This window comes from Halorubrum sp. Ea8 (assembly GCF_002252925.1).
Taxonomy (GTDB): Archaea; Halobacteriota; Halobacteria; order Halobacteriales; family Haloferacaceae; genus Halorubrum.
This window is the reverse complement of sequence record NZ_NHPF01000134.1, coordinates 1-21,652: the sequence shown is the minus strand read 5'-3', so window position 1 is coordinate 21,652 and position 21,652 is coordinate 1. Positions and strand designations below refer to the sequence as shown.

Genomic DNA, 21,652 nt, shown 5'->3' with positions numbered 1-21,652 from the left:
GCAGCCGGCGCGTAGCGCCGGCGACCTCGCGCGTGTTGACGAGCGGCCGAAGGCCGAGAGTCGCACGCGCCACTGCGCAAATTCTTCACATTCGGCTCTGTTGAAATCCTATGAAACTGATACAAGCTGGGTGCGAGATACAGAGGTCGTATGCAGCAATCCAGAGCCCGCTCTTCCAGGCAAGCGGTTCTGAATCAGAAGGAGAAAGATCGACATACTGACCACTCATAATCTTGTCAGAAAAGGGCGGTATCCCCCACCGGTCCTACACACAGCGTGTATTCTGCACCCTATATAGATCGTAACGGAGGGATAGGAAAAATCGATCAATACGGAGAGAACGATAAGCAGATCTATTCAGCGGATAGTATTAGTTTCCTTGTCCCCCTCCTCTGTCATCGTTCTTTCCACCGACACACGATTTGTCGGGGTTTTCTCCTTGTCCGATCTCTCGAACGGACCACGGACGATAGTCGACTTCACCGAAAACAGGTTGGCCCTTGCCCTGTGGCTGGTCTCCGTCGTCGGGTCCAGATGCGTGGCCCCAGTAGTTACAATTGGCAGAGAGCACGTCTGCATCAGCTTCCTGAAATCCGTCTTGATCGAAGAAGATCCGGGAGACCGCGCCGGAGAGGAAGTTGTTGAAGTGGACATCGTGGTCGTCGCCGAGGTCCTCGTAGCCACCGATGAACAGGGCAGACACACGGCCACTCAGTCCAGTGAGATTGTCGATATCGTTACGCTCGATCACGAAGTTCCGCGGGCCGATGCGTTCGCCGTTACCGTCGTCATCGATGTCGTATCCATTGCCGCTGAACGAACCGCCGTTCTCGGTGAGGGTGATTGCGAGGGTCGTCGAGCCAGAACTACTGATATCAGTGATACTGTTGTTTTTGATGAGCACGTCCTCGAACTCACCACTGACCGAGATGCCTTTCGTACGACTCCCGCCGCCGCCGGCGATGTCCGAGATGTCGTTGTTGCGAATGTCAGTGTCCGTGGCAGGTGGACTGGAGGGGTCGCTCACACTATCACCGTTGGAGTCCCTGCCGAACCCCGCATCGCCAGTGAAGCTTTTGAGCGTGATCCCGGCCGCATTCACGCTACTGCTCGTCTGGACGTTTTTGACCTCGTTGTCACTGATCTCGATTCCGGGGTTCCCGTCGGTGCCGTAGTCACCGCGGATACCGATCCCCGCAGGGCCGCCCGTGAGTGAGCCGCCAGTGCTGTTAGTAGAGATGTCCTCTACGACGTTGTTCCGGACAACGAGTCCACCGATCCCATCGGGATTACTATTGGTCGTTCCCGTCCCGGCGAAGATGCCGAACTTCCCGTCCGGATTCCGTACGGTGAACCCTTCGATGGCGACGTTCCGGATGGGACCATTCCCATCGTCGACGTGGAACGTGGCGAGGGGCCGACTGCCGGTACCATCCCCGACGACCGTCGGATCGTCGACCCCTCGTAGCGTGAGGCTGTCCGGTCCGTCGATATCGACACTTTCGTTGTAGGGTCCGCCCGACGCCGAAACCTCAATCATATCGCCAACGTTAGCATTGTTGACCGCCTCTTGAATAGTCCCGTAATCATCGGGAACATTGATATCGGCTTGCGCCGTGGCACTCCCTGTGTAAACGGCGGCCCCCAGAGCCGCCGTACCGATTGTTTTTAACACGTTGCGTCGCTGAAACGGTCGGTTTCTTCTTGTCATGGCTCTCCCTCCCCCCTAATCTTACGAGGGGCATGATATAATCTCAAAGAACTAACATTAATATACAGGGATTACCCGCTCTAAGGCTTAATTACTGATACAGTCTGCCTTTAACATATACTGAATTCGGACTCTGAGTCTTGTACGGCGCTTGTGACAGAAACCGGATAGAATGACGGTCTGTATGTTATGTGGTCTCCCTAATCAAACTGAGCCGGTCATCTTGATCTGCCACCCTATCAGTGCGAGACACGCGCGCTGTATTCATCACGGCCTCTCCAAACTATCAGCTATGGTGGATTTCAACAGGGCCTCACATTCGTGAGTCGCGGCTGCGACGCTCACTCGTCGTCGCTATCGCGCCCAGTCACTTTTCGGATGCAGGAGGATCCGAACGGGCCGAGCTCGCCCGCGTCGAGCTTCACGAAGTGGCCGGTCGTAATGGAGGTCCCGCAGCGGCGGCACTCGAAGTCGCCCTCGCGCTGGGTGACTTGGCTGTCGTAGTTCACGTAGGTGCCGCCTCGCTGGACTCGGAGCCGGGCGTCCTCGCGCTCGATGACGCCGCGCTTCTCGGCGGCGTCGAGGATGTCGCGGGTGAGCGCGGGGCTCGTCGTCACCGTCTCGATCCGGTCGATCGCGTCGGGGAGCGCCAGCTCCTCGTGCTCGAGGTGCGCGAGCAGCTCGACGCCGAGCTCCAGCTTCTCCTCCCGGGACGCCGGCTCGTTCACGCCCGGCGAAACGAATCGGACCCTCTTAAGTCGGCCGGGAGGCCGCGCGTCCCGCGGCGCCGGTCCCCCGCGACCGCCCGTCGCCCCCGATGTAGTAAGACAGTTACCACGCGGGCCGCTGGAGGGCGTATGGACGTACTGGAGGTCGCGGCGCGGGCGACCGAGACGGGACCGGTGTGTGACGCCTGTCTCGGCCGGCTCGTCGCCGACCGGAGCTTCGGGCTGTCGAACGCCGAGCGCGGGTCGGCGCTGCGCGTCTCGCTCTCGCTGCGCGACGACGAGGACCACGAACCGGTCGACACCGCGGACTGCTGGGTCTGCGAGGGCCGCTGCACCGAGTTCGACGCGTGGGCCGAGCGCGCCGCCGAGGCGGTCGAGGGGATCGAGTTCGCCACGTACAACGTCGGCACGCGCCCGCCGCCGCTGATCGAGGAGAACGAGGCGCTGCTCCGCGCCGACGCCGGGCTGGACGAGGACGCGGGCGAACCGTTTAAATCCGAGTTCAACCGCGAGGTCGGCAAGCGGTTCGGCCGACTCACCGGCGCGGAGGTGTCCTTCGACCGCCCGGACGTGCAGTTCACGATCGACCTCGCGGACGACGCGATCGACGCGAAGGTGAACTCGACGTTCGTGTACGGGCGATACAGGAAACTGGAGCGCGACATCCCCCAGACCGAGTGGCCCTGCCGCGAGTGCAAGGGCTCCGGCCGGCAGGGCGCGGACCCCTGCGACCACTGCGGGGGCTCCGGCTACCTCTACGACGACAGCGTCGAGGAGTACACCGCGCCGATCGTCGAGGACGTGATGGACGGGACGGAGGCGACGTTCCACGGGGCGGGCCGCGAGGACGTCGACGCGCTCATGCTCGGCACCGGACGGCCGTTCGTGATCGAGGTGGAGGAGCCGCGTCGGCGTCGGGTCGACGTCGAGCGCCTCCAGTCGGACATCAACGCCTTCGCCGACGGCGCCGTCGAGGTCGAGGGGCTCCGGCTCGCGACCTACGACATGGTCGAGCGCGTGAAGGAGCACGACGCCGCCAAGCGCTACCGCGCGCAGGTGGCGTTCGACGCCGACGTCGACGCCGACGCCCTCGCCGAGGCGGTCGACGAACTGGAGGGGACGACGGTCGAGCAGTACACCCCGAACCGAGTGGACCACCGGCGCGCGAGCCTCACCCGCGAGCGCGACGTGTACGAGGCGACCGCGGAGATCGACGACCCGCGTCACGCGACCGTCGAGGTCCGCGGCGCCGGCGGGCTCTACATCAAGGAGCTGATCTCGGGGGACGAGGGCCGCACCGAGCCGAGCCTCGCCGGGCTGCTGGGCGTCGGCGCAGAAGTCACCGCGCTCGACGTCGTCGCCGTCGAGGGCGAGGCGGAGCCGTTCGAGCGCGACGCGTTCTTCAGAGACTGACGCCCCCGAACGGTCGGCGCGGACCGGCGGGATTTATCTGACGCGCGTCTGACGTTGGGGGTATGTACGGGAGCGACGCGGACGAAGCGAGCGCCGAGGCGCCGACGGTCGGCGACGGTGTCGGCGAGCCTGTCGTCGAACCGGCGGTCAGGGAGGCGGCCGCGTCGACCACGACGGCGGCGCACGCCCGTCTGAAGGGGAAAGACCGAGCGGCGCGGCCGGACCGCGTGTCCTCGATCCTCGTGGCCGTCGGCGCCGGCCCGCACACGGGGGCGACCGTCGACGTGGCCCGCGAGATCGCCGACGCGACCGGCTCTTGGCTCGAACTGTTCCACGTCGTCCCCTCCGACGAGGCGCTCGTCGACGGGGACGCGACGCCGGTCGGCGACCGCGAGGACGCCGACGCCGCCGAGTACGCCGCGGCCGGCGATCGCCTCCTCTCGTCGGCCCGCGACCGCCTCGGCGACTTCGACCGGGTGGACCGCTGGCTCGTCGAGGACCGGACCGCCGCGGGCGCGATCGTCGAGCAGTCGCCGTACTACGACCTCGTGGTCGTCGGCGCCCCCACCACTGGCGCCGTCGGCCGGTTCGTGTTCGGCTCCACGACGGACACCGTGATCGACGACGCCGAGGTCCCCGTGGTCGTCGTCGAGGCGCAGGGTGACACGTCGCTGGACGTGGCGTAGGCCGCGGTGGACTCGCGTCGGGCGTCCCCGCTCCGTTTAAAAGCGACATAGAACAGTAAAGTGGCTATGCCACGGAGGCTCCGGTATGGCTGACGAAGCGATCGACGACGTGGACAGGGCGATCCTGTACGCGCTCCAAGAGGACGCCCGAAACACCTCGTCAGGGGACATCGCGGAGCGCACCGGGACGTCGGACAGCACCGTCCGCAAACGCATCCAGCGCCTCGAGTCAGACGGGATAATCAAGGGGTACAGCGCCGACGTCGACTACCAGAAATCGGGGTATCCGCTCCGGATGCTGCTCTACTGCACCGCGTCGATACCCGAGCGCGGCGAGCTGCTTCCCGAGATCCTGAAGATCGACGGCGTCATCTCGGTGCAGGAGCTGGTCACCGGCGAACAGAACCTCCTCGTGACGGCGGTCGGCGAGTCGGACGGCGACATCACGCCCGTGGCACAGGAGCTCCTCGACATGGGGCTCACCGTCGCGGACGAGGTGCTCGTTCGGAGCCACGAGGCGACGCCGTTCGGCAAGTTCGACGCCGAGACCGACTCCTGAACGCGGACCGGTCGCTACCCGACGACCCGCTTGACGTCGAGCGCGGTCGCGCGCCGGACGACCGCCCGCACCGGGTCCTCCGAGCCGGCCAGGTTGTCCGAGTCGCCGTCGAGGACGACGAGCGCGGCCCGTCGCCCGGGCGCGATGACGCCGCAGTCGAGCCCCGCGATCTCGGCGCCGGCGGCGGTCGCCATCCGTAGCACCTCCCGGGCGGTCACGTCGAACCGCTTCGCCGTGTACGCCATCTCGCGGAACATCGACGGGGCGTTCAGCATGACGTTGTCCGTGCCGAGCGCGACGGTCGTGTGGTCGAGCAGCTCCCGGACCGGCGGCGTTCCGACGTCGAGGACCTCGTTCGCGCGCGGGCACACGGCGACCGGGACCGACCGGTCCGCGACGCGTTCGAGGTGCTCCCGCTCGGCGTGTACCATGTGAACGAGCAGGTCCGGATCGAGGTCGAGCGCCGGGTGGATGTCGGTCGCGTCCGGCTCGCCGGCGTGGATGGCGAAGGGAACGCCGCGGTCCTCGCACGCGGCGCGTTCGTCGGCGAAGTCGTCGTCGTTCGCCCCGGAGGCCCCGTACCCGTCGGCGACGTCGAGGACGGCGGGGTCGCCGCTCCCGAAGATGAACGGGTCGACGGCGACCGACGACGCCGCCTCGCGGAGGGCCCGCGCCCCGGCCACTCCGTTCTCCCGGAAGTCCAAACAGGAGATCGTACCGGTCCGCCGCGCGAACCGGAGCGTTCGGCGCATCGCCGACACGAGGTCGGCGCGGTCGGCGGCCGCCAGCCGCCGGTGTTTCAGGCTCTCCGGCGGGGCCACCGCCTCGTCGAGCGACAGCCCGACGGCCGCCTCCTTCGCGACGGAGTCCCCTAGATGCGTGTGGGCGTTGACGAACGCGGGCAGGACGATGTCGGTCGACTCCGTGTCGGTCTCCTCGACGGCCTCGATCCGACCGTCGTCGACGACGAGACGCCCGCGAGTCGGCTCGAACGACTCGCCGGCGAGGACGGTCCCGGTGAGTTCCTCCATACCGACACTGCGGATCGGATAACGATATGGTTTTCTGAACGCGATTCGCGAACGGACCGAGAACTGGACTGGCCGTCGGCGACGTATCCGTTACGGACCCGCGGACGAGCCGCTCGGGACGAACCCCGTCCGGACACGTCCACGATTACGCCTGCGAACCCGCTTCGCTCGGTTCACGACGCGGACCCGTCTCCTCGCGATAACTATAATGTTCTATAATGAGATTATATCGAACAGTTTGTGAAGATAAACAGATTTAATACACAATCTGTTCACTAGACGGAGTGAAGACGACCGATACCGGTTCGCCGTGCGGGTCGGCTACGGAGATTGGTCGCACGAGCCGAACGATGTCGGAATCCAACTCGAAAACGACGGTCGGAGCGCTCCCGGACGCGACGGCGGAGACGCCGTTCGCGCCCGTCGCACTCACGTGGCTCGCCTGGTCGCTGTTCGCCGCGAGCCTCGCGGTCCTCGTCGCCCGAGTCCGATTCGGTTTCGCCCCGGCGGTCCCCGGCGCGTTCGCCGTCGACGGACTCACCGTCCTGATGTGGGTGGTCGTCGCCTTCTTCGGCGGCGTCGTCCACAGCTACTCGCGCCGGTACATGGCGGGAAGCGCCCACGAGACGCGGTTCTTCCTCGCCGTGTTCGCCTTCGAGGTGACCGTGATGGCCCTCGTCGCGGCCGACCACCTCGCCGCGTTCGGACTGCTGTGGCTGGCGATGGGGCTGGTGATGGCGAGGCTCATCGGCGTCGTCGACGGGTGGAGACAGGCGCGGGCCGCCGCGTCGCTCGCTCGGCGGTACTTCGTCGCCAGCAGCGCGCTCCTCGGCGTCGCGCTGGCCGCGCTCTGGCGGACGACCGGCGCCACGACGGTCTCCGGCGTCGCCGCGGCCGCCGACGGGCTCGGCGGACCGCTGTGGGTCGTCGCCGCGGGCGCGCTCGTCCTCGCGGCGATGATCCAGTCCGCGCTGCTTCCGTTCCACGGCTGGCTGCTCTCGTCGATGACCGCCCCCACGCCGGCGTCGGCGCTGATGCACGCCGGGTTCGTCAACGCCGGCGGCGTCCTGCTGCTCCGGTTTGCGCCGGTCGTCACCGTCGACGCCGGCCTCATGCTCGCTATCGTCGCGGTCGGCGCGACCAGCGCGCTGCTCGGGAAGCTCCTCAAGTCCGTCCGGCCGGACGTCAAGAGCAAGCTGGCCTGCTCGACGGTGGGGCAGATGGGATTCATGATCATGCAGGCCGGTCTGGGGTTCTTCGGGGCCGCCGTCACCCACCTCATCCTGCACGGCTTCTATAAGGCCTACCACTTCCTCGGTGCGGGCGGTGCGGTCGAACGGACGGCCCCGAGCGGGCAGACGGCCCCCCGGACGGGCGTCTCCGGCGTCGCCGACGGCGCGGTGACGCTGCTGACCGGATTGGCGGGCGGCGCGGCGTTCGTGCTCCTGACGGGGAAGGGAACGAGCGTCGACTCCGGCCTGCTGCTCGTCCTGTTCGTGGTGTTCACGACCCTCCACGCGGCGCGGGGCGCGGTCCGGCACGCGTCGCTGCCGCCGGCGGTCCGCTACGGGGCGGTCCCGCTGGTCTTCCTGCCGGCGATCACCGTGTACGCGCTCGTTTACAGGGGCGTCTCGTCGCTCCTCACCGGGCTCCCGGTCGTCGCGGCGCCGACCGAACTGACCGCGCTACACGGGCTCGTGGCCGCCGCCTTCCTCGCCGCGTACGTGGCGATAGAGACCGGCGTCCACGAGCGCAGTCGCCGGCTCTACGTCGCGCTCCTGAACTGGGGCCACCCGTCGTCCGGAACCGTGCTGACGAACGCAGAGGAGTACGACAACGGAGGAGTTCAATGAGCACTCAATCCACTATCCGAGACGGCATCGACGACGCGGCGGCGACGGTCGGATCGGTCTGGCCGATCCACTCGTTCGTGACGGCGAACCCCCTCTCGGGGTTCGAGAACATACCGTTCGACGAGGCGGTGACGCAGGCCGCCGACGTGTTGGGCGGACGCGGCTACCCGAGCCGAGAGGTCTTCCGCGCGGCGCTGGACGACGGCCGGATCGACCGCGAGACGCTCGCCGCGGAGCTCGCCGACCGCGGCTACGAGGCCGACCCGGAGACGCTGCTCGAACGCGTGGACGCGTCGGTCGAGTCGGCGGCGCCGGACGGCGGAGCCGAGCGGGTCGATCACGTGCTGACGAAGTGGCTGTCGGCGTTCCTCGACGAGGGCGGCGCCGCGTGGCCGATGCCGAACCGCGACGAGGGGTTCTACGCCGCCTTCCGCGAGCTGGCACCGCACGACGCCGACGTCCCGGACGAGGGGGTCGTCGCGTCGCTCCCGGAGACCCCGACCGAGGCCATCGAGGCCGTCTTGGAGCCGTACCCGGAGAGCCAGTGGGTCCCCGTCTTCGAGGAACAGCTGGCCGCGCTTCCGGGCTGGGCCGGGTTCATCAAGCAGCGCGCGGACGACGAGGGGGCGTGGCAGTCGGCCCACCCGATCACGCTCGCGGACTACGTCGCGGTCCGTCTCGCGCTCCTCGACGGGTTCGGCGTCGATGTCGAGCCGTCCACTGATCCCGGGAGCGCCGACGCCGATCCGGCCGACGAGCTCGCCGAGGCGTTTCTGAGCGCCTGGGAGGCGAGCTACCGCTCCGAGGTCGTCGGGCGCGTGACCGCCGAGAGCCGGTCGCTCGCCGAGAGCCGGTCCCTGGCCGGCTGCGAGTCGCCGGACGAGAGCGACCCGCCGGCCGGGGGCGACTCCTCGGGCGAGAGCGACCCGTCGGCCCGCCCCGACGCGCAGTTGGTGTTCTGCATCGACACGCGGTCGGAGGTGATCCGGCGTCACATCGAGGACGAGGGCGAGTACGAGACCCACGGGTACGCCGGCTTCTTCGGCGTTCCGATGGAGTATCAGGCGTACGACGCCGACGTGTCGGTCGACGCCTGCCCGCCCATCCTCGATCCCCGGCACCGCATCAGCGAGATACCGACCGACGGAGACGCGCAGGCGCGCCGCGACCGCCGGTCGAGCGTCCGCGAGGTCGCGGGTGACGTCGTCAAGAAGCTGAAGACGAACCCCGCCAGCGCCTTCGGCTTCGTGGAGAACGCGGGGAGCGGGTACGGACTGGCGCTCGCGGCCCGCACGCTGGTGCCGAGCCGCGTTCGCGACCTGTTGGGGGCCGCGGACGACGCGGTGCCCGACGACCGCGAGTTCTGCGAGCAGACCGTCCACCACCAGCACGCCTACGCCGGCGATCTCCCGATCGGACTGATCCAAGAGGAGAAGGTCGAGTACGCCGCGACCGCGTTCGATCTGATGGGCTGGACGGAGTTCGGCCGGCTCGTGGTGTTCGCCGGCCACGCGAGCGAGACGACCAACAACCCCTACGACTCGAGCCTCGACTGCGGCGCGTGTGCCGGCAACCCCGGCGGGCCGAACGCCCGCGTCCTCGCGGCGATCTGCGCCGACCCCGACGTGAAGGCGGCGCTGCGCGAGCGCGGCTTCGACGTCCCCGACGACACCGTCTTCCTCGCCGGCGAACACAACACGACGACCGACGAGATCGAGCTCTACGGGGACGTGCCCGAGAGCCACGCGGACGACCTCGCGGCGCTGCGCGCGGACCTCGCGGCGGCCCGCGAGAGCGCGGCCGCCGAACGCGCGGACGCGATGGGCGCCGACGCCTCGGCGGGCGTCGGCGAGACCGAGCGCCGCGCCGGCGACTGGGCCGAGACGCGCCCCGAGTGGGGACTGGCCGGCAACGCGGGCTTCGTCGTCGGGCCCCGCGAGCTGACGAGCGACCTCGACCTGGACGGCCGCGCGTTCCTCCACTCGTACGACTGGTCGACCGACCCCGACGGCGACGCGCTCGAGGCGATCCTCGCCGGGCCGATGGTCGTCACCCAGTGGATCAACGCGCAGTACTACTTCTCGACCGTCGACAACGCGACCTACGGGAGCGGGTCGAAGGCGACGCAGAACCCCGTCGGCAACGTCGGCGTCTACCAGGGGAACGGCGGCGATCTGATGACCGGGCTCCCCAGCCAGTCGCTGATGGCCGCCGACGGCGTCCCGTACCACCAGCCGCTCCGCCTCTCGACGGTCGTGCACGCCCCCGTGGAACGCGTCACCGACGCGCTGGCCGACCACGACGAGGTGACGGAACTGCTGGACAACGACTGGCTCTCGTTGACGGTCGTCGACCCGACGCGCGACCACCGCGCGTTCGAGTACGAGCGCGACCTGAGCTGGGCACCGGCCTCGGAGCCGGCCGCCGCCGAGCCGGAGGCGCCGACCGAAACCGAACCGGAGGCGCCGACCGAAACCGAACCGGAGGCGCCGACCGAAACCGAACCGGAGGCGCCGGTCGCTCCCACCGTCGCGGACGACTGAGCCGTCCCTGCGGTCCCGTTCTGTCTCCTTCCGCGCTCCGCGTGACCGAGTACCACCGCGGCGACAGCGTTAAATCGGTGTACAGACTTGTACATCACAACGCGAAGTAATACATCGGTGAACACTATGGATATCAACGACACGGTCGAACGCGTGACGGACGGGACGGATCTGACTGTCGAGGAGTCGCGCGAGGCCGCGCGGCTGGTCTTCGAGGAGGCCACGGAGGCGCAGATCGGCGCCCTCCTCGCCGCCCTCCGGGCGAAGGGCGAGACCGAGGCCGAGATCGCCGGCTTCGCGCAGGGGATGCGCGACGCCGCCCGCACGATCGAGCCGGCCCGCGAGCCGCTCGTCGACACCTGCGGGACGGGCGGCGACGACTACGACACGATCAACGTCTCGACGACCGCCGCGATCGTCGCCGCGGGCGCGGGCGTCACGGTCGCCAAGCACGGCAACTACTCAGTCTCCTCCTCCTCCGGGAGCGCCGACGTGCTGGAGGTCGCGGGCGCCGACGTCGAGGCCGAGCCGCCGGCGGTCGAGGACGCCATCGAGGCCGACGGGATCGGCTTCATGCTCGCGCCCGTCTTCCACCCGGCGATGAAGGCCGTGATCGGCCCGCGCAAGGAGCTCGGGATGCGGACGATATTCAACGTGCTCGGCCCGCTCACCAACCCCGCCGGCGCCGACGCGCAGGTGCTCGGCGTCTACGACCCCGACCTCGTCGGGACGATCGCCCGGTCGCTCGCGCGCATGCCCGTCGAGCACGCGCTGGTGGTCCACGGCGCGGGGATGGACGAGATCGGGATCCACGACGAGACGGTCGCCGCCGAGGTCGTCGGCGACGAGGTGACCGAGTTCACGATCGCGCCGGAGGACCTCGGGCTCGACCGCGCCCCGATCGAGGACGTCTCGGGCGGGACGCCGGCGGAGAACGCGGCCGACCTGCGGGGGATCGTCGACGGCTCCGTCACGGGGCCGAAGCGCGACCTGATCCTCGCGAACGCGGGGGCGGCGATCTACGTCGCCGGCGAGGCCGACACGCTCGCGGCGGGCGTCGAGCGGGCCGCCGAGGCGATCGACTCCGGCGCGGCCGCCGAGAAGTTCGCGGCGCTGTGCGGCGACGACGGGATCGCGGAGGGAGCGGCGACCCCGGCGGACGACGCCGAGGAGGCGACGACCGCCGGCTCGGAGGGCGACGACTGATGGCCCGGGTGAAGATCTGCGGGCTCACGGACGCCGCGGACCTCCGGGCCGCGGTCGACGCGGGCGCGGACGCGGTCGGCGTGATCTCGGAGGTGCCGGTCGACTCCGGGCGCGAGGTCGACTCGGCGACGGCGGCGGAGCTGCTCGCGGACGTCCCGCCGTTCGTCACGGCGACGCTGGTCACGATGCCCGACTCCGCCGAGCGCGCGGTCGAGCTCCTGCGGACGGTCGGTCCGGACGCGATTCAGCTCCACGGCGAGTGGACGCCCGACGAGATCCGGTACATCCGCGCGGAGACGGAGCGGAAGGTGCTGCTCGCCGTCGACGCCGACGACCCGGCCCGCGCCGAGGAGTTCGACGCGGTCGCCGACGCGCTCGTGATCGACTCGACCGACGACTCCGGCGCCGGCGGCACCGGCGAGGCCCACGACTGGGCGAAGACGGGCGAGCTGGCGGCCCGGCTCACGTCGCCGGTCGTGCTCGCGGGCGGGCTCACGGCCGACAACGTCGCCGAGGCCGTCCGCGTCGCCGACCCGTACGCCGTCGACGTCGCCTCCGGCGTCGAGCTGGCGGACGGGCGGAAGGACCACAACGCGGTGGCCCGGTTCGTCGCCAACGCGGGCCGGGAGATGGAGCTCGCATGAGCGACGACGGCTCCCCGCTCGACCGCTCGAAGGCCGCGTTCGTCGAGCTCGCCGACGACGCGGAGAAGCCGGTCGTCGTCCGGGCGTCCGCGGCGCTCGACGCCGACGTGACCCCGCTCGCGGCGTACGCGACCCTCGTCGGCGACGGGCCGTACGGGTTCCTCCTGGAGTCCGGCGAGAAGGTCGCCTCCAGCGACCCCGACGGCGCGTTCACGTCGGGCGGGAAGGCCGACCGGCACGCCCGCTACTCGTTCGTCGGCTACGACCCCGAGGCGATCGTCTCCGTCCACCCCGACCGCACCGAGGTGACCCGGCTCGGGCCGGCGGCGGAGTTCGTCGGGGACGGATCTGAGAAAGAGATCGGCCCCGGCGCGGGCGACGCGGTCGACCGGATCCGCGCGTCGTTCCCCGACGTGAGCCTGCGCGGGTTCCCCGACACCGACCGGCAGATCCTCTCCGGCGGGTTCGTCGGCTTCCTCGCGTACGAGGCCGTCTACGACCTCTGGCTGGAGGAGGTCGGCGTCGAGCGCCCCGAGACCGAGTTCCCGGACGCCGAGTTCGCGTTCACGACCCGCACGGTCGTCTTCGACGAGAAGGAGGGGAGCGCCGAGCTCGTCTTCACGCCGGTCATCGGCGTCGACGACGACCCGGCGGCGGTGTACGACGACCTCGTCGCCGAGGCGGAGCGGGTGAGCGCCGAGCTCCGCGAGGCCGCGCCGCCGGAGCCCGACGGGATCCGAGTCGACGCGGAGTCCGCGGACCCACGCGAGGCGTACGAGGAGGCGGTCCGGACCGCGAAGCGCCACGTCCTCGACGGCGACATCTACCAGGGCGTGATCTCGCGGAGCCGGGAGCTCCGCGGCGAGGTCGACTCGCTGGGGCTGTACGCGGCGCTCCGCGAGGTGAACCCCTCGCCGTACATGTACGTGCTGCGCCACGACGACCGGAGCATCGTCGGCGCGAGCCCGGAGACGCTGGTGTCGGTGCAGGGCGACCGGATCGTCTCGAACCCCATCGCGGGCACCTGTCCCCGCGGGACGAGCCCGGTCGAGGACCGCCGGCTCGCCGGCGAGATGCTCGCCGACGCGAAGGAGCGCGCGGAGCACACGATGCTCGTCGACCTCGCGCGCAACGACGTCCGGCGCGTCTCGGAGGCGGGATCGGTCCGCGTCGAGGAGTTCATGAACGTGCTGAAGTACAGCCACGTCCAGCACATCGAGTCGACCGTCACGGGGACGATGGCGGCCGACGCCGACGCCTTCGACGCCACGCGCGCGACGTTCCCGGCCGGCACGCTCACGGGGGCGCCGAAGGTGCGCGCGATGGAGATCATCGAGGAGTTAGAGACCACGCCGCGGGAGGCGTACGGTGGCGGCGTCGGCTACTACGCGTGGACCGGCGACGCGGACTTCGCCATCGTGATCCGGACCGCGACGCTCGACGAGTCGCCGGCGGGCGCGAGCGGTCCGGACGAGGCCGCCGTGACCGTCCGGGCCGGCGCCGGGCTCGTCGCCGACTCCGATCCGGCCGCCGAGTACGAGGAGACCGAGCAGAAGATGGACGGCGTGCTGACCGCGATCGACCGGATCCGGGACGAGGAGTCGCCCGCGGACGACCCCCTCCCCGCCGGCGCGGAGGTCGACGAATGAACGTCGTCGTCGTCGACAACTTCGACTCGTTCACCTACAACCTCGTCGAGTACGTCTCCGATCAGACGCTCGACGGCGAGGACGACGCGAGCGGGGACCCGGAGCCGATCGACGTCGAGGTGTTCAAGAACACCGCGTCGCTGGCGGCGATCCGCGACGCCGACCCGGACGCGGTTATCATCAGCCCCGGCCCTGGTCACCCGAAGAACGAGCGCGACGTGGGCGTGACGACGGCCGTGCTCCGGGAGCTCTCGCCCGAGGTCCCGACGCTCGGCGTCTGTCTCGGCCTAGAGGCCGCCGTGTACGAGTACGGCGGGACCGTCGGTCACGCGCCGGAGCCGATCCACGGCAAGGCGTTCCCGGTGGATCACGACGGCGAGGGGGTGTTCGCCGGGCTCGACCAGGGGTTCCGCGCCGGGCGGTACCACTCGCTGGCCGCCACGGCGGTCCCCGACGCCTTCGCGGTGACGGCGACGACGGACCACGAGGACGACGAGATCGTGATGGGGATCCGCCACCGCGAGCACCCGATCGAGGCCGTGCAGTTCCACCCGGAGAGCGTGTTGACCGCGGCCGGCCACGACCTGATCCGGAACTTCCTCGAAGCCGTCTGAGGCGGACGTCGAGACCGCGCGGCGACGCGGGTCCTACTTCGCTCCCTCGTCCGCCGACTCCCCGCTCGCCTCGCGGTCGCCCTCCGTCTCCTCTTCGGTGCCGGCGTCGCCCTCCGTCTCCTCTTCGGTGCCGGCGTCGCCCTCCGTCTCCTCTTCGGTGCCGGCGTCGCCCTCCGTCTCCTCTTCGGTGCCGGCGTCGCCCTCCGTCTCCTCCTCGTCGTCTTCGTCGTCCGCGTCGCGTCCGGCGAGCCCGACGAGGTGGCCGACCTCCGGGAGGATTATCTCGTCGACGCCGAGCCGGACCGCGTTCTCGGAGCCGGGGAGACAGAAGACGGGCGTGGCGGAGACGATCCCGGCCGTCGCCCGCGACCCGATGGTCCGCGTCCCGACCTCGGCCTCCGAGCGCCGGCGGAACAGCTCGCCGAAGCCGGGGAGCTTCTTCGCGAAGAGGCCGTCGACCGCCTCCGGCGTCACGTCGTCCGGCGTCACGCCGGTGCCGCCGGTGGTGACGACGACGTCGGCGTCCTTCCGGCGGGCCAATCGGTCTACGGTCCCCTGCACGCTGTCGTACTCGTCCGGGACCAGCTCGCGGACGGCGACCTCGTGGCCCGCGTCCTCGAACGCGGCGGCGACGTGGTCGCCGGACGGGTCCTCGTCGAGCGAGCGCGAGGACGACACCGTCACGACCGCGACCTCGACCGACTCGGCGTCGTGGTGGTGATGGTCGTGGCCGCGGTCGTCATCGTGGTGGTGGTCTCCGTCGTGGTGGTCTCCGTCGTCGTGGTGGTGGTCGTGGCCGCGGTCGCCGTCTTCCCCGCGGCCGCCGTCCGCGTCCTCTCCGCTGTCGCCGCCCTGTCCGTGGTCCGCTTCGCCCTCGCCGTGGTCGTGCGCGTCGCTCATGGCACCACGTTTCCCGGCGACGGTGAAAACACCACCACCTCCGACCCCCGGACGCGGCGGTCGCCCGGTTCGCGCGCTATCGGACCGACCTAGGGCCAGTCGTCCCGCGACGACTCCTCGGGCGCCTCCTCCTCGTCCGGCTCGTCCGCCGCGAGGATCCACCCCGCGGCCTGGGCCGCGTCCTCGACGTGGAGGAACTCCCAGCCGGTGGCCTCGGCGACCGCCTCGTCCTCGTCGTCGACGCCGACGAACACGTGCCGGTCCGTGTCGAACTGGCCGGCGATGTTCTCCAGGCTCTCCTCGACGCCGCGCGGGCCCGAGAAGAAGTCCTGGCGAACGCGGTGTTTGCGCGTGAAGTTGGTGACGACGTACGTCGGCTTCTCGCTGACCACGCCGACGTACTCCGTCCACTGCCGGGCGTTGTTGAACACGTCGTTGGGGTCCGCGAGCGTCTTCAGCGCCTCCAGCTCGAACGCGAGCGTCATGTCGGTAGATCCGCCACTGTCCATGGATCCGTGTTCGCGCGGCGAGCGAAAACAACTTCGCTTCGGGGGTGGCGTTCGCGTGGGACCGACGTCGCCTCTCCGACCCTCAGCGCGTGCGAACCTGGTAGTAGTCGGTGAACTTCACGAAGTCGCCGTCGTCGAGGTCGCCGTGTTCCGGCGCCGTTCTCGGTCGCCCGGCGAGCTTCCGCACGAGGATCTGTGCGTCCTCGCCGAGTTCGTCGTAGTGACGCACGCGAGCACCCGGCGGGATCCAGCCGGTCCGCCGGAGCCGAAGCCGTCGCCCCGTCTCTCGGAGTGGCATACGATAACGCATGTCACGATTAATCATAAACGTTGCGTCGGTTCCGAGCGAGCGGGTCGAACGAGCGTAAACGGAGCGACCGGAGAAACGGACGGATCGGGGGCGAGCGTCCCGCGTTACTGCTCGGTCGTCGCCGCCAGGTCGTCGACGGAGAAGCCGGGCTCCATGAGGAGATCCGTCTGATCGCTCACGTCGCGGCCCTCGCGCATGAGCTGTTTGAACGCGGACTGCGGGGAGAGGTCGCCGATGAGGACGCCGCCGACGACCTTGCCGTCCTTGAGGGCCACGCGGCGCCACTCGCCCTCGGCCGTGGTCGCCTCGACCGAGTCGTCGCCGATGGTCGGGTGGCCGAACGAGAGGAACGGGAAGTCGAAGTGGGTGATCGAGTACGAGGAGACCCACTCGAACGCCTCGCTGCCGTAGTCGAGCATGTTGCGGGCGGCGATCGTTCCCTGCTCCTTCGCCGAGCCCCACGAGCCGTTCTTCCCCTGCTCGCCGAGGACCAGATCGTTGAACGTGGTGATGTCGCCGGCCGCGAACACGTTGTCGACGTTGGTTCGCATGTACTCGTCGACGGCGATGCCGTTGTCCGTCTCCAGCGGGGTCTGCTCGACGATCTCGGTGTTGAAGTTCAGGCCGATCGCGACGCCCGCGAAGTCGCACTCGTAGCGCTCGCCGTTCGGGTCAACTGCGGCCTCGACGTGGCCGTCGTCGTCGACCTCGAAGTGATCGACGCCGGAGCCGAAGACGGGCTCGACGCCGCGCTCGCGCATCGCGTCGTGCATGATCGACGCGCCCTCCTCGGAGAGCGCGTAGCGCCACCAGCAGTCGCCGCGCATCAGGTACTTCGCCTCGACATCCTGCGCGCCGCAGATGGCCGCGAAGTCGATCCCGAGGAGCCCCGCACCGACGATGACAGCCCGCTCGGCGCCCTCGACGCTCTCTTTGATCCGCCGAGCGTCCTGGAACGTCCAGAAGTGGTGGATCCCGTCCGCGTCCGCGTTCTCGACGGGGAGCTGCTGGGGGGTGCCGCCGATCGCGAGCAGGAGGGAGTCGTACTCGAACGTCTCGCCCTCGTGGGTGTGGACCGCGTCGTTCTCCACGTCGATGTCGACGACGACGGTGTTGAGCCGGAGGTCGACGTCGTGCTCGTCGTACCATTCCTCTTGGTGGATCGAGATCGGCGCCTCGGGGAGCTTCCCCTTCGCGTACTCTTTGATCAGGATCCGGTTGTAGAGGGACTCTCCCTCGTCGGTGAGAACCGTGATCTCGGCGTCAGGCGCTTGCTCGCGCAGCGTCTCGGCCGCGGACGCACCCGCGATACCGTCCCCGACGATCACGTACGAATCGCTCATGTGCGGGCGTTCGGATTCGGGGTTAATGTGGGTTGCCATCCGCACTGATACCCGTGATACACTTGCGCTCGAGGCCGCGGTCGGACTTATTCACCGCCGTGGTCGCCGCCACCGGCGGGTTCGGCGGGGAAATCGCGCTCGCCCGCCTCGATCCGAGCGTCGAGCCAGTTCTCCGTCGGCGTCAGCGGACACTCGTACGCGTGGTTGTACGCGCACGTGGGGTTGTACGCGACGTTGAAGTCGAGCGTCCACTCCCCGTCGACGCGGTCGCGGTCGGGCATGAGGTCGAGGTAGCGCCCCGCTCCGTACGTCTCCTCGCCGTTGGTGTCGTCGCGGAAGGGGACCCAGAACCGGTCCGAGCCGTCGGTCGGACGGTACGCCTGTAGCGAGTGCGCGTCGCCGTCGAACTCGAACCTGAACTCCCCCCATCTGCGGTACGTCTGCTCGCCGTCCGCGGTGGTCTCGACGGATATCGTCTCCGTCTCGTCGTGCTCGTGGAGCGGGAGCACGAAGCGATACGCCGGGTCGGGGTCGTAGAACGAGAGCCCGGGGAACGCGTCGCCGCGCATCTCGATCGGCAGCGGCGACCGCGCCGACTCCCGGAACTGCTCCTCTTTCGCGCGACGCTCCCGTTCGATCCGCCGCGCCCAGTCGTCGGTCTCGTTCGCGTTCATCACACCGTAATATTGTGCTTACTATGCAATAACAATTGCGTCGGTCCGTGCGGCGGTGGACCGCCGCCGCGACCGCGGTCCGTCGCGGCCGAGGCGCCACAGATTCAAGGACGTGCCGACCTAACGAGACGTATGAAGATCCGGCAGAACATCCGCCACTGGGCCGCCAAGAAGGCGTTGACGACGCCGGTCGTCGGCGACGTCGCGAACGACAAGCTGGTCGACCTCCACACGAGCATCTTCCTGAACAAGGCCGACGAACAGCGCCGGGAGGAGCGCCGCGAGCACCTCGACGACTTCTTCGACGCGACGATGGACACCTACGTCGCCGGCTTAGAGACCGGCTTCCCGGAGGCCGAGGCCCGCGAGATCACGCACGTCCAGGCCAACTTCGACTTCTTCAACCACGGCTGGACGGAGATGATGGAGATCCCGGGCGACGAGTTAGAGGAACATTACCGACGCTACGAGGAGTTCTTCACCGAGCACGGGATCACGATCGACGACCCGCTCGGTGACTTCCGGCCGATCGAGGGCGTCGCCGTCGCCCCCGAGACGCCCGAGCGGCTGGAGACCGCGGAGTACGAGAACGCGCTCGCCGGCTTCGCCGACGACGTGTACGTCCATACCGACGACGGCGAGACGGTCGTCGGCGGGGGGGCCGAGGAGCCCGAGGACGTCGACCCGTCGGCCGCGCCCGGGCTCGACGAGGACGAGGCGAGCGCGTAACGAAGCCGGTCGCCCCGAGAGCCGCCCACGTTTATACTTCGGCGGCGAGAGCGGGCGACATGAACCGCGGTCAATCGTTTCTCCTCCTCCTCATCGGTATCGTCGCGCTGTTGACGCTGTTCGTCATCCTCCCGTTCGTCGAGTACGTGGTCGCGTCGGCGATCCTCGCGTACGTCCTCTACCCGTTCCACGTGCGGCTCTCGAGATGGCTTCGGGACCGCCTCGCGGGCCACGTGCGGGAGTCGGTGTCGACCCGGCTCGGCCGCATGCTCTCGGGCATCTCGCTCATCCTCGCGTCCGTCGTCGCCGTCATCATTCCGCTCGCGTACATCTCGTGGGTTTTCATCCGGGACCTCACCGAGATCGCCCGCGGGAACACGGAGATCGACGTGAGCGCCATCGAGGCCGAGCTCGCGGTGCTCACCGGCCGGGAGATCGACGTCGGCGAGGTGCTCGCGATGGCCGGACAGCTCCTCGTCGAGACGCTGTTCGGCGGAGTCAGCGGGGTCGTCACCACGGCGCTTCGGGCGTCCGTCGGCCTCTCTCTGGCGCTGTTTCTCGTCTACTACACGCTGCTCGACGGACCGGCGTTCGTGGGCTGGATCCGGGACACGAGCCCGCTTCCCGCGGAGGTCACCGCCGACCTCGTCGACCGCGTCGACGCGATGACCCGCGGCGTGGTGATCGGACACATCGCCGTGGCGCTGCTGCAGGCGCTGGTCGCCGGCGTCGGCCTGTGGGCGGCCGGCGTCCCGAACGTCGTCTTCTGGACGTTCGTCATGGCCGTGCTCGCGCTGCTGCCGCTGATCGGGGCGTTCTTCGTCTGGGGGCCGGCCGCGGCGTACCTCGTCGTCGTCGACCAGGTCACGGCCGGGGTGTTGCTCGCGCTGTACGGGGTGTTCGTCATCGCGCTGGTGGACAACTACGCCCGGCCGATCGTCATCGACCAGCAGGCGCACCTGAACCCCGCGGTGATCCTCCTCGGCGTGTTCGGCGGGATCTACTCGGTCGGGTTCACCGGGCTGTTCGTCGGCCCCATCGTCATCGGCGTGCTCGCGGCGACGCTGGAGACGTTCCGCGAGGACTACGACGCGATCGGCGGCGGGTAGGCGGCGTGATTTAGCGGGTAGCCGGCGGCGTGATTTAAACCGATCAGCCGCGTACACGGACCTATGGCAACCGCCGCCCGATCCCGGCTGCCGGACCGCCGGGACGCCCTCCTGATCGTCGCCGCCGCCGTCGCGGTCAACCTGATCGGGGCGGTCGGCGTCCCCTTCACCGCCACCGAGAGCGCGTGGTTCGCCGAGCTCGCGCTGCCGGCGTACTACCCGCCCGGGTGGGCGTTCGGCGTGGTCTGGCCGATACTGTACGCGCTGCTCGGCGCCGCCGCGGCGCTCGTCTACCTCCGTGGCCGCGACGCCCGCGACGCCCGAATCGCCCGCGACGCCCGGACCGCGCTCGGCCTGTTCGCCGTCCAGCTCGGCGTCAACGTCGCGTGGTCGCCCGTCTTCTGGGGGCTCGAACGCCCAGACCTCGGGCTCGCCGTGCTCGTCGCGCTCCTCCCGCTCGTCGCCGCGACGATCCTCGCCTTCGACCGCGTCGACCGGCGCGCCGCGGCCCTGCTCGTCCCCTACCTCGCGTGGGTCTGTTTCGCGACCGCGCTCAACTACGGGATCTGGGCGCTGAACTGAGCCGGTCGGTCACCCTGACTCCGGCTCCTCTCCGAGTCGCTCCGCGATGAACCGCCGCTCGCGGGGGTCGAGCTCGCGGTCGTCCTCGCGGAACGCCCGGAGCCCGGCCCGGTACCGCTCCCCGTCACCGTCGCTCTCCGGGGCAGGCTCGGTCGCCGGGCGCTCCAGCTCCAGCTCGGCGAGCCCGGTCCGCTCGCCCGTGTACGCGAAGCCGGACTTGTGGAGCGCCGCGTAGGCGAACGGGTTGTTCACGGCGATCCGGACCCGGTCGTAGCCGTCCGCCGCGAGCCGCGAGACGGTCCGGTCCACGAGCCGCGGACCGAGCCTCTCTCCTCGGCGTGCGACGTGGACGGTGACGTACCGGAGGCGGCAGCAGGCGGGGTCGGTCCGGTCGGGGGAGAAGGAGACCGCGGCGACCACGTCGTCGTCGAACTCGCTCGCCTCGACGGTCGGCGGCAGCGGCTCCTCCGGCTCCCACCGCGGGACCGCCGGCGAGCCGTCGGGCGTCCGGAGGACGGCCTTCCCGGGCTTGCCCACGACGAACTTGCCGGCGTAGGCGAACGCGCGGTAGTCCAGCCGCAGGGTCGCCCCGGAGCCCGGATCGCCGACGAGCGCGTACTCCATGCCTGCGCTACGGCCCGTTCGGATAAATACGGAGCGGCGCCCCCGCGGCCTGTTAAGTGGCTCCGCCGCCGAGAGCGACCATGTACGGCCTCGGCGACGTCCGCTTCTTCGACCGGGTGGCCCCCCTGTACGACCGCGTCATGCCGCCGGCGAACGGCGAGGCGCTGGCCGCGGGGCTCGCCCACGCGACGCGACCGATCGACCGCCTGCTCGACGTCGGCGGGGGGTCGGGGCG

The 21,652-nt window shown here is 69.5% G+C and carries 21 protein-coding genes and 1 pseudogene; 13 read left to right on the top strand and 9 right to left on the bottom strand.

All coding sequences use genetic code 11. The features are described 5' to 3' along the window. Nucleotides 1-370 precede the first annotated feature (370 nt). Nucleotides 371-1,711, bottom strand: coding sequence for a hypothetical protein (locus DJ74_RS15915; protein WP_141212732.1), 1,341 nt, complete (start codon nt 1,709-1,711; stop codon nt 371-373). Between the two features lie 341 nt (nt 1,712-2,052). After that, entirely contained in the window at nt 2,053-2,439 is a 387-nt protein-coding gene (locus tag DJ74_RS15910) for a DUF5830 family protein (RefSeq protein WP_094527885.1), read from the bottom strand. A 129-nt stretch (nt 2,440-2,568) separates the two neighbouring features. On the opposite strand from DJ74_RS15910, the gene DJ74_RS15905 reads away from it, so the two are divergent. From DJ74_RS15905 to DJ74_RS15895, 3 genes are all read left to right on the top strand, one after another. Further along, nucleotides 2,569-3,852 (top strand): tRNA pseudouridine(54/55) synthase Pus10, encoded by a 1,284-nt coding sequence (locus DJ74_RS15905; RefSeq protein WP_094527884.1) that lies wholly within the window; start codon nt 2,569-2,571, stop codon nt 3,850-3,852. A 62-nt stretch (nt 3,853-3,914) separates the two neighbouring features. Further along, nucleotides 3,915-4,538: a universal stress protein gene (locus DJ74_RS15900; protein WP_094522024.1), complete on the top strand. Its 624-nt coding sequence runs from the start codon at nt 3,915-3,917 to the stop codon at nt 4,536-4,538. A gap of 85 nt (nt 4,539-4,623) precedes the next feature. After that, nucleotides 4,624-5,097 (top strand): Lrp/AsnC family transcriptional regulator, encoded by a 474-nt coding sequence (locus tag DJ74_RS15895; protein WP_094522025.1) that lies wholly within the window; start codon nt 4,624-4,626, stop codon nt 5,095-5,097. A 14-nt stretch (nt 5,098-5,111) separates the two neighbouring features. Here the strand turns inward: DJ74_RS15895 and DJ74_RS15890 are convergent, their stop codons facing one another. Beyond that, the gene (locus DJ74_RS15890; RefSeq protein WP_094522026.1) at nt 5,112-6,128 is read right to left on the bottom strand and encodes an amidohydrolase family protein; all 1,017 of its coding nucleotides are present in this window, start codon (nt 6,126-6,128) and stop codon (nt 5,112-5,114) included. Nucleotides 6,129-6,478: 350 nt separating this feature from the next. Between DJ74_RS15890 and DJ74_RS15885 the strand changes: the two genes are divergently transcribed. From DJ74_RS15885 to trpG, 6 genes are all read left to right on the top strand, one after another. Next, nucleotides 6,479-7,981, top strand: a complete 1,503-nt coding sequence (locus DJ74_RS15885; RefSeq protein ID WP_094527918.1) for a proton-conducting transporter membrane subunit — start codon at nt 6,479-6,481, stop codon at nt 7,979-7,981. After that, a complete protein-coding gene (locus DJ74_RS15880; RefSeq protein WP_094527883.1) occupies nt 7,978-10,524 on the top strand; it encodes a DUF2309 domain-containing protein in 2,547 nt (848 codons plus the stop codon). Before DJ74_RS15885 ends, DJ74_RS15880 begins: the two co-directional genes overlap by 4 nt. A gap of 126 nt (nt 10,525-10,650) precedes the next feature. Next, nucleotides 10,651-11,730: an anthranilate phosphoribosyltransferase gene (gene trpD / locus DJ74_RS15875; RefSeq protein WP_094527882.1), complete on the top strand. Its 1,080-nt coding sequence runs from the start codon at nt 10,651-10,653 to the stop codon at nt 11,728-11,730. Next, a complete protein-coding gene (locus DJ74_RS15870) occupies nt 11,730-12,374 on the top strand; it encodes a phosphoribosylanthranilate isomerase (RefSeq protein WP_094522029.1) in 645 nt (214 codons plus the stop codon). Before trpD ends, DJ74_RS15870 begins: the two co-directional genes overlap by 1 nt. Further along, the gene (trpE, locus tag DJ74_RS15865; RefSeq protein ID WP_094527881.1) at nt 12,371-14,023 is read left to right on the top strand and encodes an anthranilate synthase component I; all 1,653 of its coding nucleotides are present in this window, start codon (nt 12,371-12,373) and stop codon (nt 14,021-14,023) included. The genes DJ74_RS15870 and trpE overlap by 4 nt, the downstream gene beginning before the upstream one ends. Next, on the top strand, nt 14,020-14,637 hold the full coding sequence (trpG, locus tag DJ74_RS15860; protein WP_094527880.1) for an anthranilate synthase component II: 618 nt from the start codon (nt 14,020-14,022) through the stop codon (nt 14,635-14,637). The genes trpE and trpG overlap by 4 nt, the downstream gene beginning before the upstream one ends. A 33-nt stretch (nt 14,638-14,670) precedes the next feature. On the opposite strand, the gene DJ74_RS15855 is transcribed toward trpG, so the two are convergent. The 5 genes from DJ74_RS15855 to DJ74_RS15835 form a co-directional block, all read right to left on the bottom strand. Beyond that, nucleotides 14,671-15,537 (bottom strand): molybdenum cofactor biosynthesis protein B, encoded by an 867-nt coding sequence (locus tag DJ74_RS15855; protein WP_094527879.1) that lies wholly within the window; start codon nt 15,535-15,537, stop codon nt 14,671-14,673. An 89-nt stretch (nt 15,538-15,626) separates the two neighbouring features. After that, entirely contained in the window at nt 15,627-16,046 is a 420-nt protein-coding gene (locus DJ74_RS15850; protein ID WP_094522033.1) for a hypothetical protein, read from the bottom strand. A gap of 82 nt (nt 16,047-16,128) precedes the next feature. After that, complete coding sequence (locus DJ74_RS15845) at nt 16,129-16,344, bottom strand: hypothetical protein (RefSeq protein WP_094522034.1); 216 nt, start codon at nt 16,342-16,344, stop codon at nt 16,129-16,131. A 116-nt stretch (nt 16,345-16,460) separates the two neighbouring features. Then, nucleotides 16,461-17,699, bottom strand: a complete 1,239-nt coding sequence (locus DJ74_RS15840) for an NAD(P)/FAD-dependent oxidoreductase (protein ID WP_094522035.1) — start codon at nt 17,697-17,699, stop codon at nt 16,461-16,463. 86 nt (nt 17,700-17,785) lie between these two features. Beyond that, nucleotides 17,786-18,373, bottom strand: a complete 588-nt coding sequence (locus tag DJ74_RS15835) for a DUF1684 domain-containing protein (protein ID WP_094527878.1) — start codon at nt 18,371-18,373, stop codon at nt 17,786-17,788. Nucleotides 18,374-18,505: 132 nt separating this feature from the next. Between DJ74_RS15835 and DJ74_RS15830 the strand changes: the two genes are divergently transcribed. From DJ74_RS15830 to DJ74_RS15820, 3 genes are all read left to right on the top strand, one after another. Further along, nucleotides 18,506-19,102, top strand: a complete 597-nt coding sequence (locus DJ74_RS15830; RefSeq protein ID WP_094527877.1) for a DUF6149 family protein — start codon at nt 18,506-18,508, stop codon at nt 19,100-19,102. 59 nt (nt 19,103-19,161) lie between these two features. Beyond that, a complete protein-coding gene (locus DJ74_RS15825) occupies nt 19,162-20,211 on the top strand; it encodes an AI-2E family transporter (protein ID WP_094527876.1) in 1,050 nt (349 codons plus the stop codon). Between the two features lie 63 nt (nt 20,212-20,274). Next, nucleotides 20,275-20,793 carry a TspO/MBR family protein gene (locus tag DJ74_RS15820; RefSeq protein ID WP_094527875.1) on the top strand — a complete coding sequence of 173 codons (519 nt, stop codon included), beginning with the start codon at nt 20,275-20,277 and terminating at the stop codon, nt 20,791-20,793. Between the two features lie 9 nt (nt 20,794-20,802). Here the strand turns inward: DJ74_RS15820 and DJ74_RS15815 are convergent, their stop codons facing one another. Continuing rightward, nucleotides 20,803-21,417 carry a GNAT family N-acetyltransferase gene (locus DJ74_RS15815; RefSeq protein ID WP_094527874.1) on the bottom strand — a complete coding sequence of 205 codons (615 nt, stop codon included), beginning with the start codon at nt 21,415-21,417 and terminating at the stop codon, nt 20,803-20,805. A gap of 80 nt (nt 21,418-21,497) precedes the next feature. Between DJ74_RS15815 and DJ74_RS19735 the strand changes: the two are divergent. Then, nucleotides 21,498-21,652 (top strand): annotated as a pseudogene (locus tag DJ74_RS19735) (methyltransferase type 11); the annotation flags it as partial.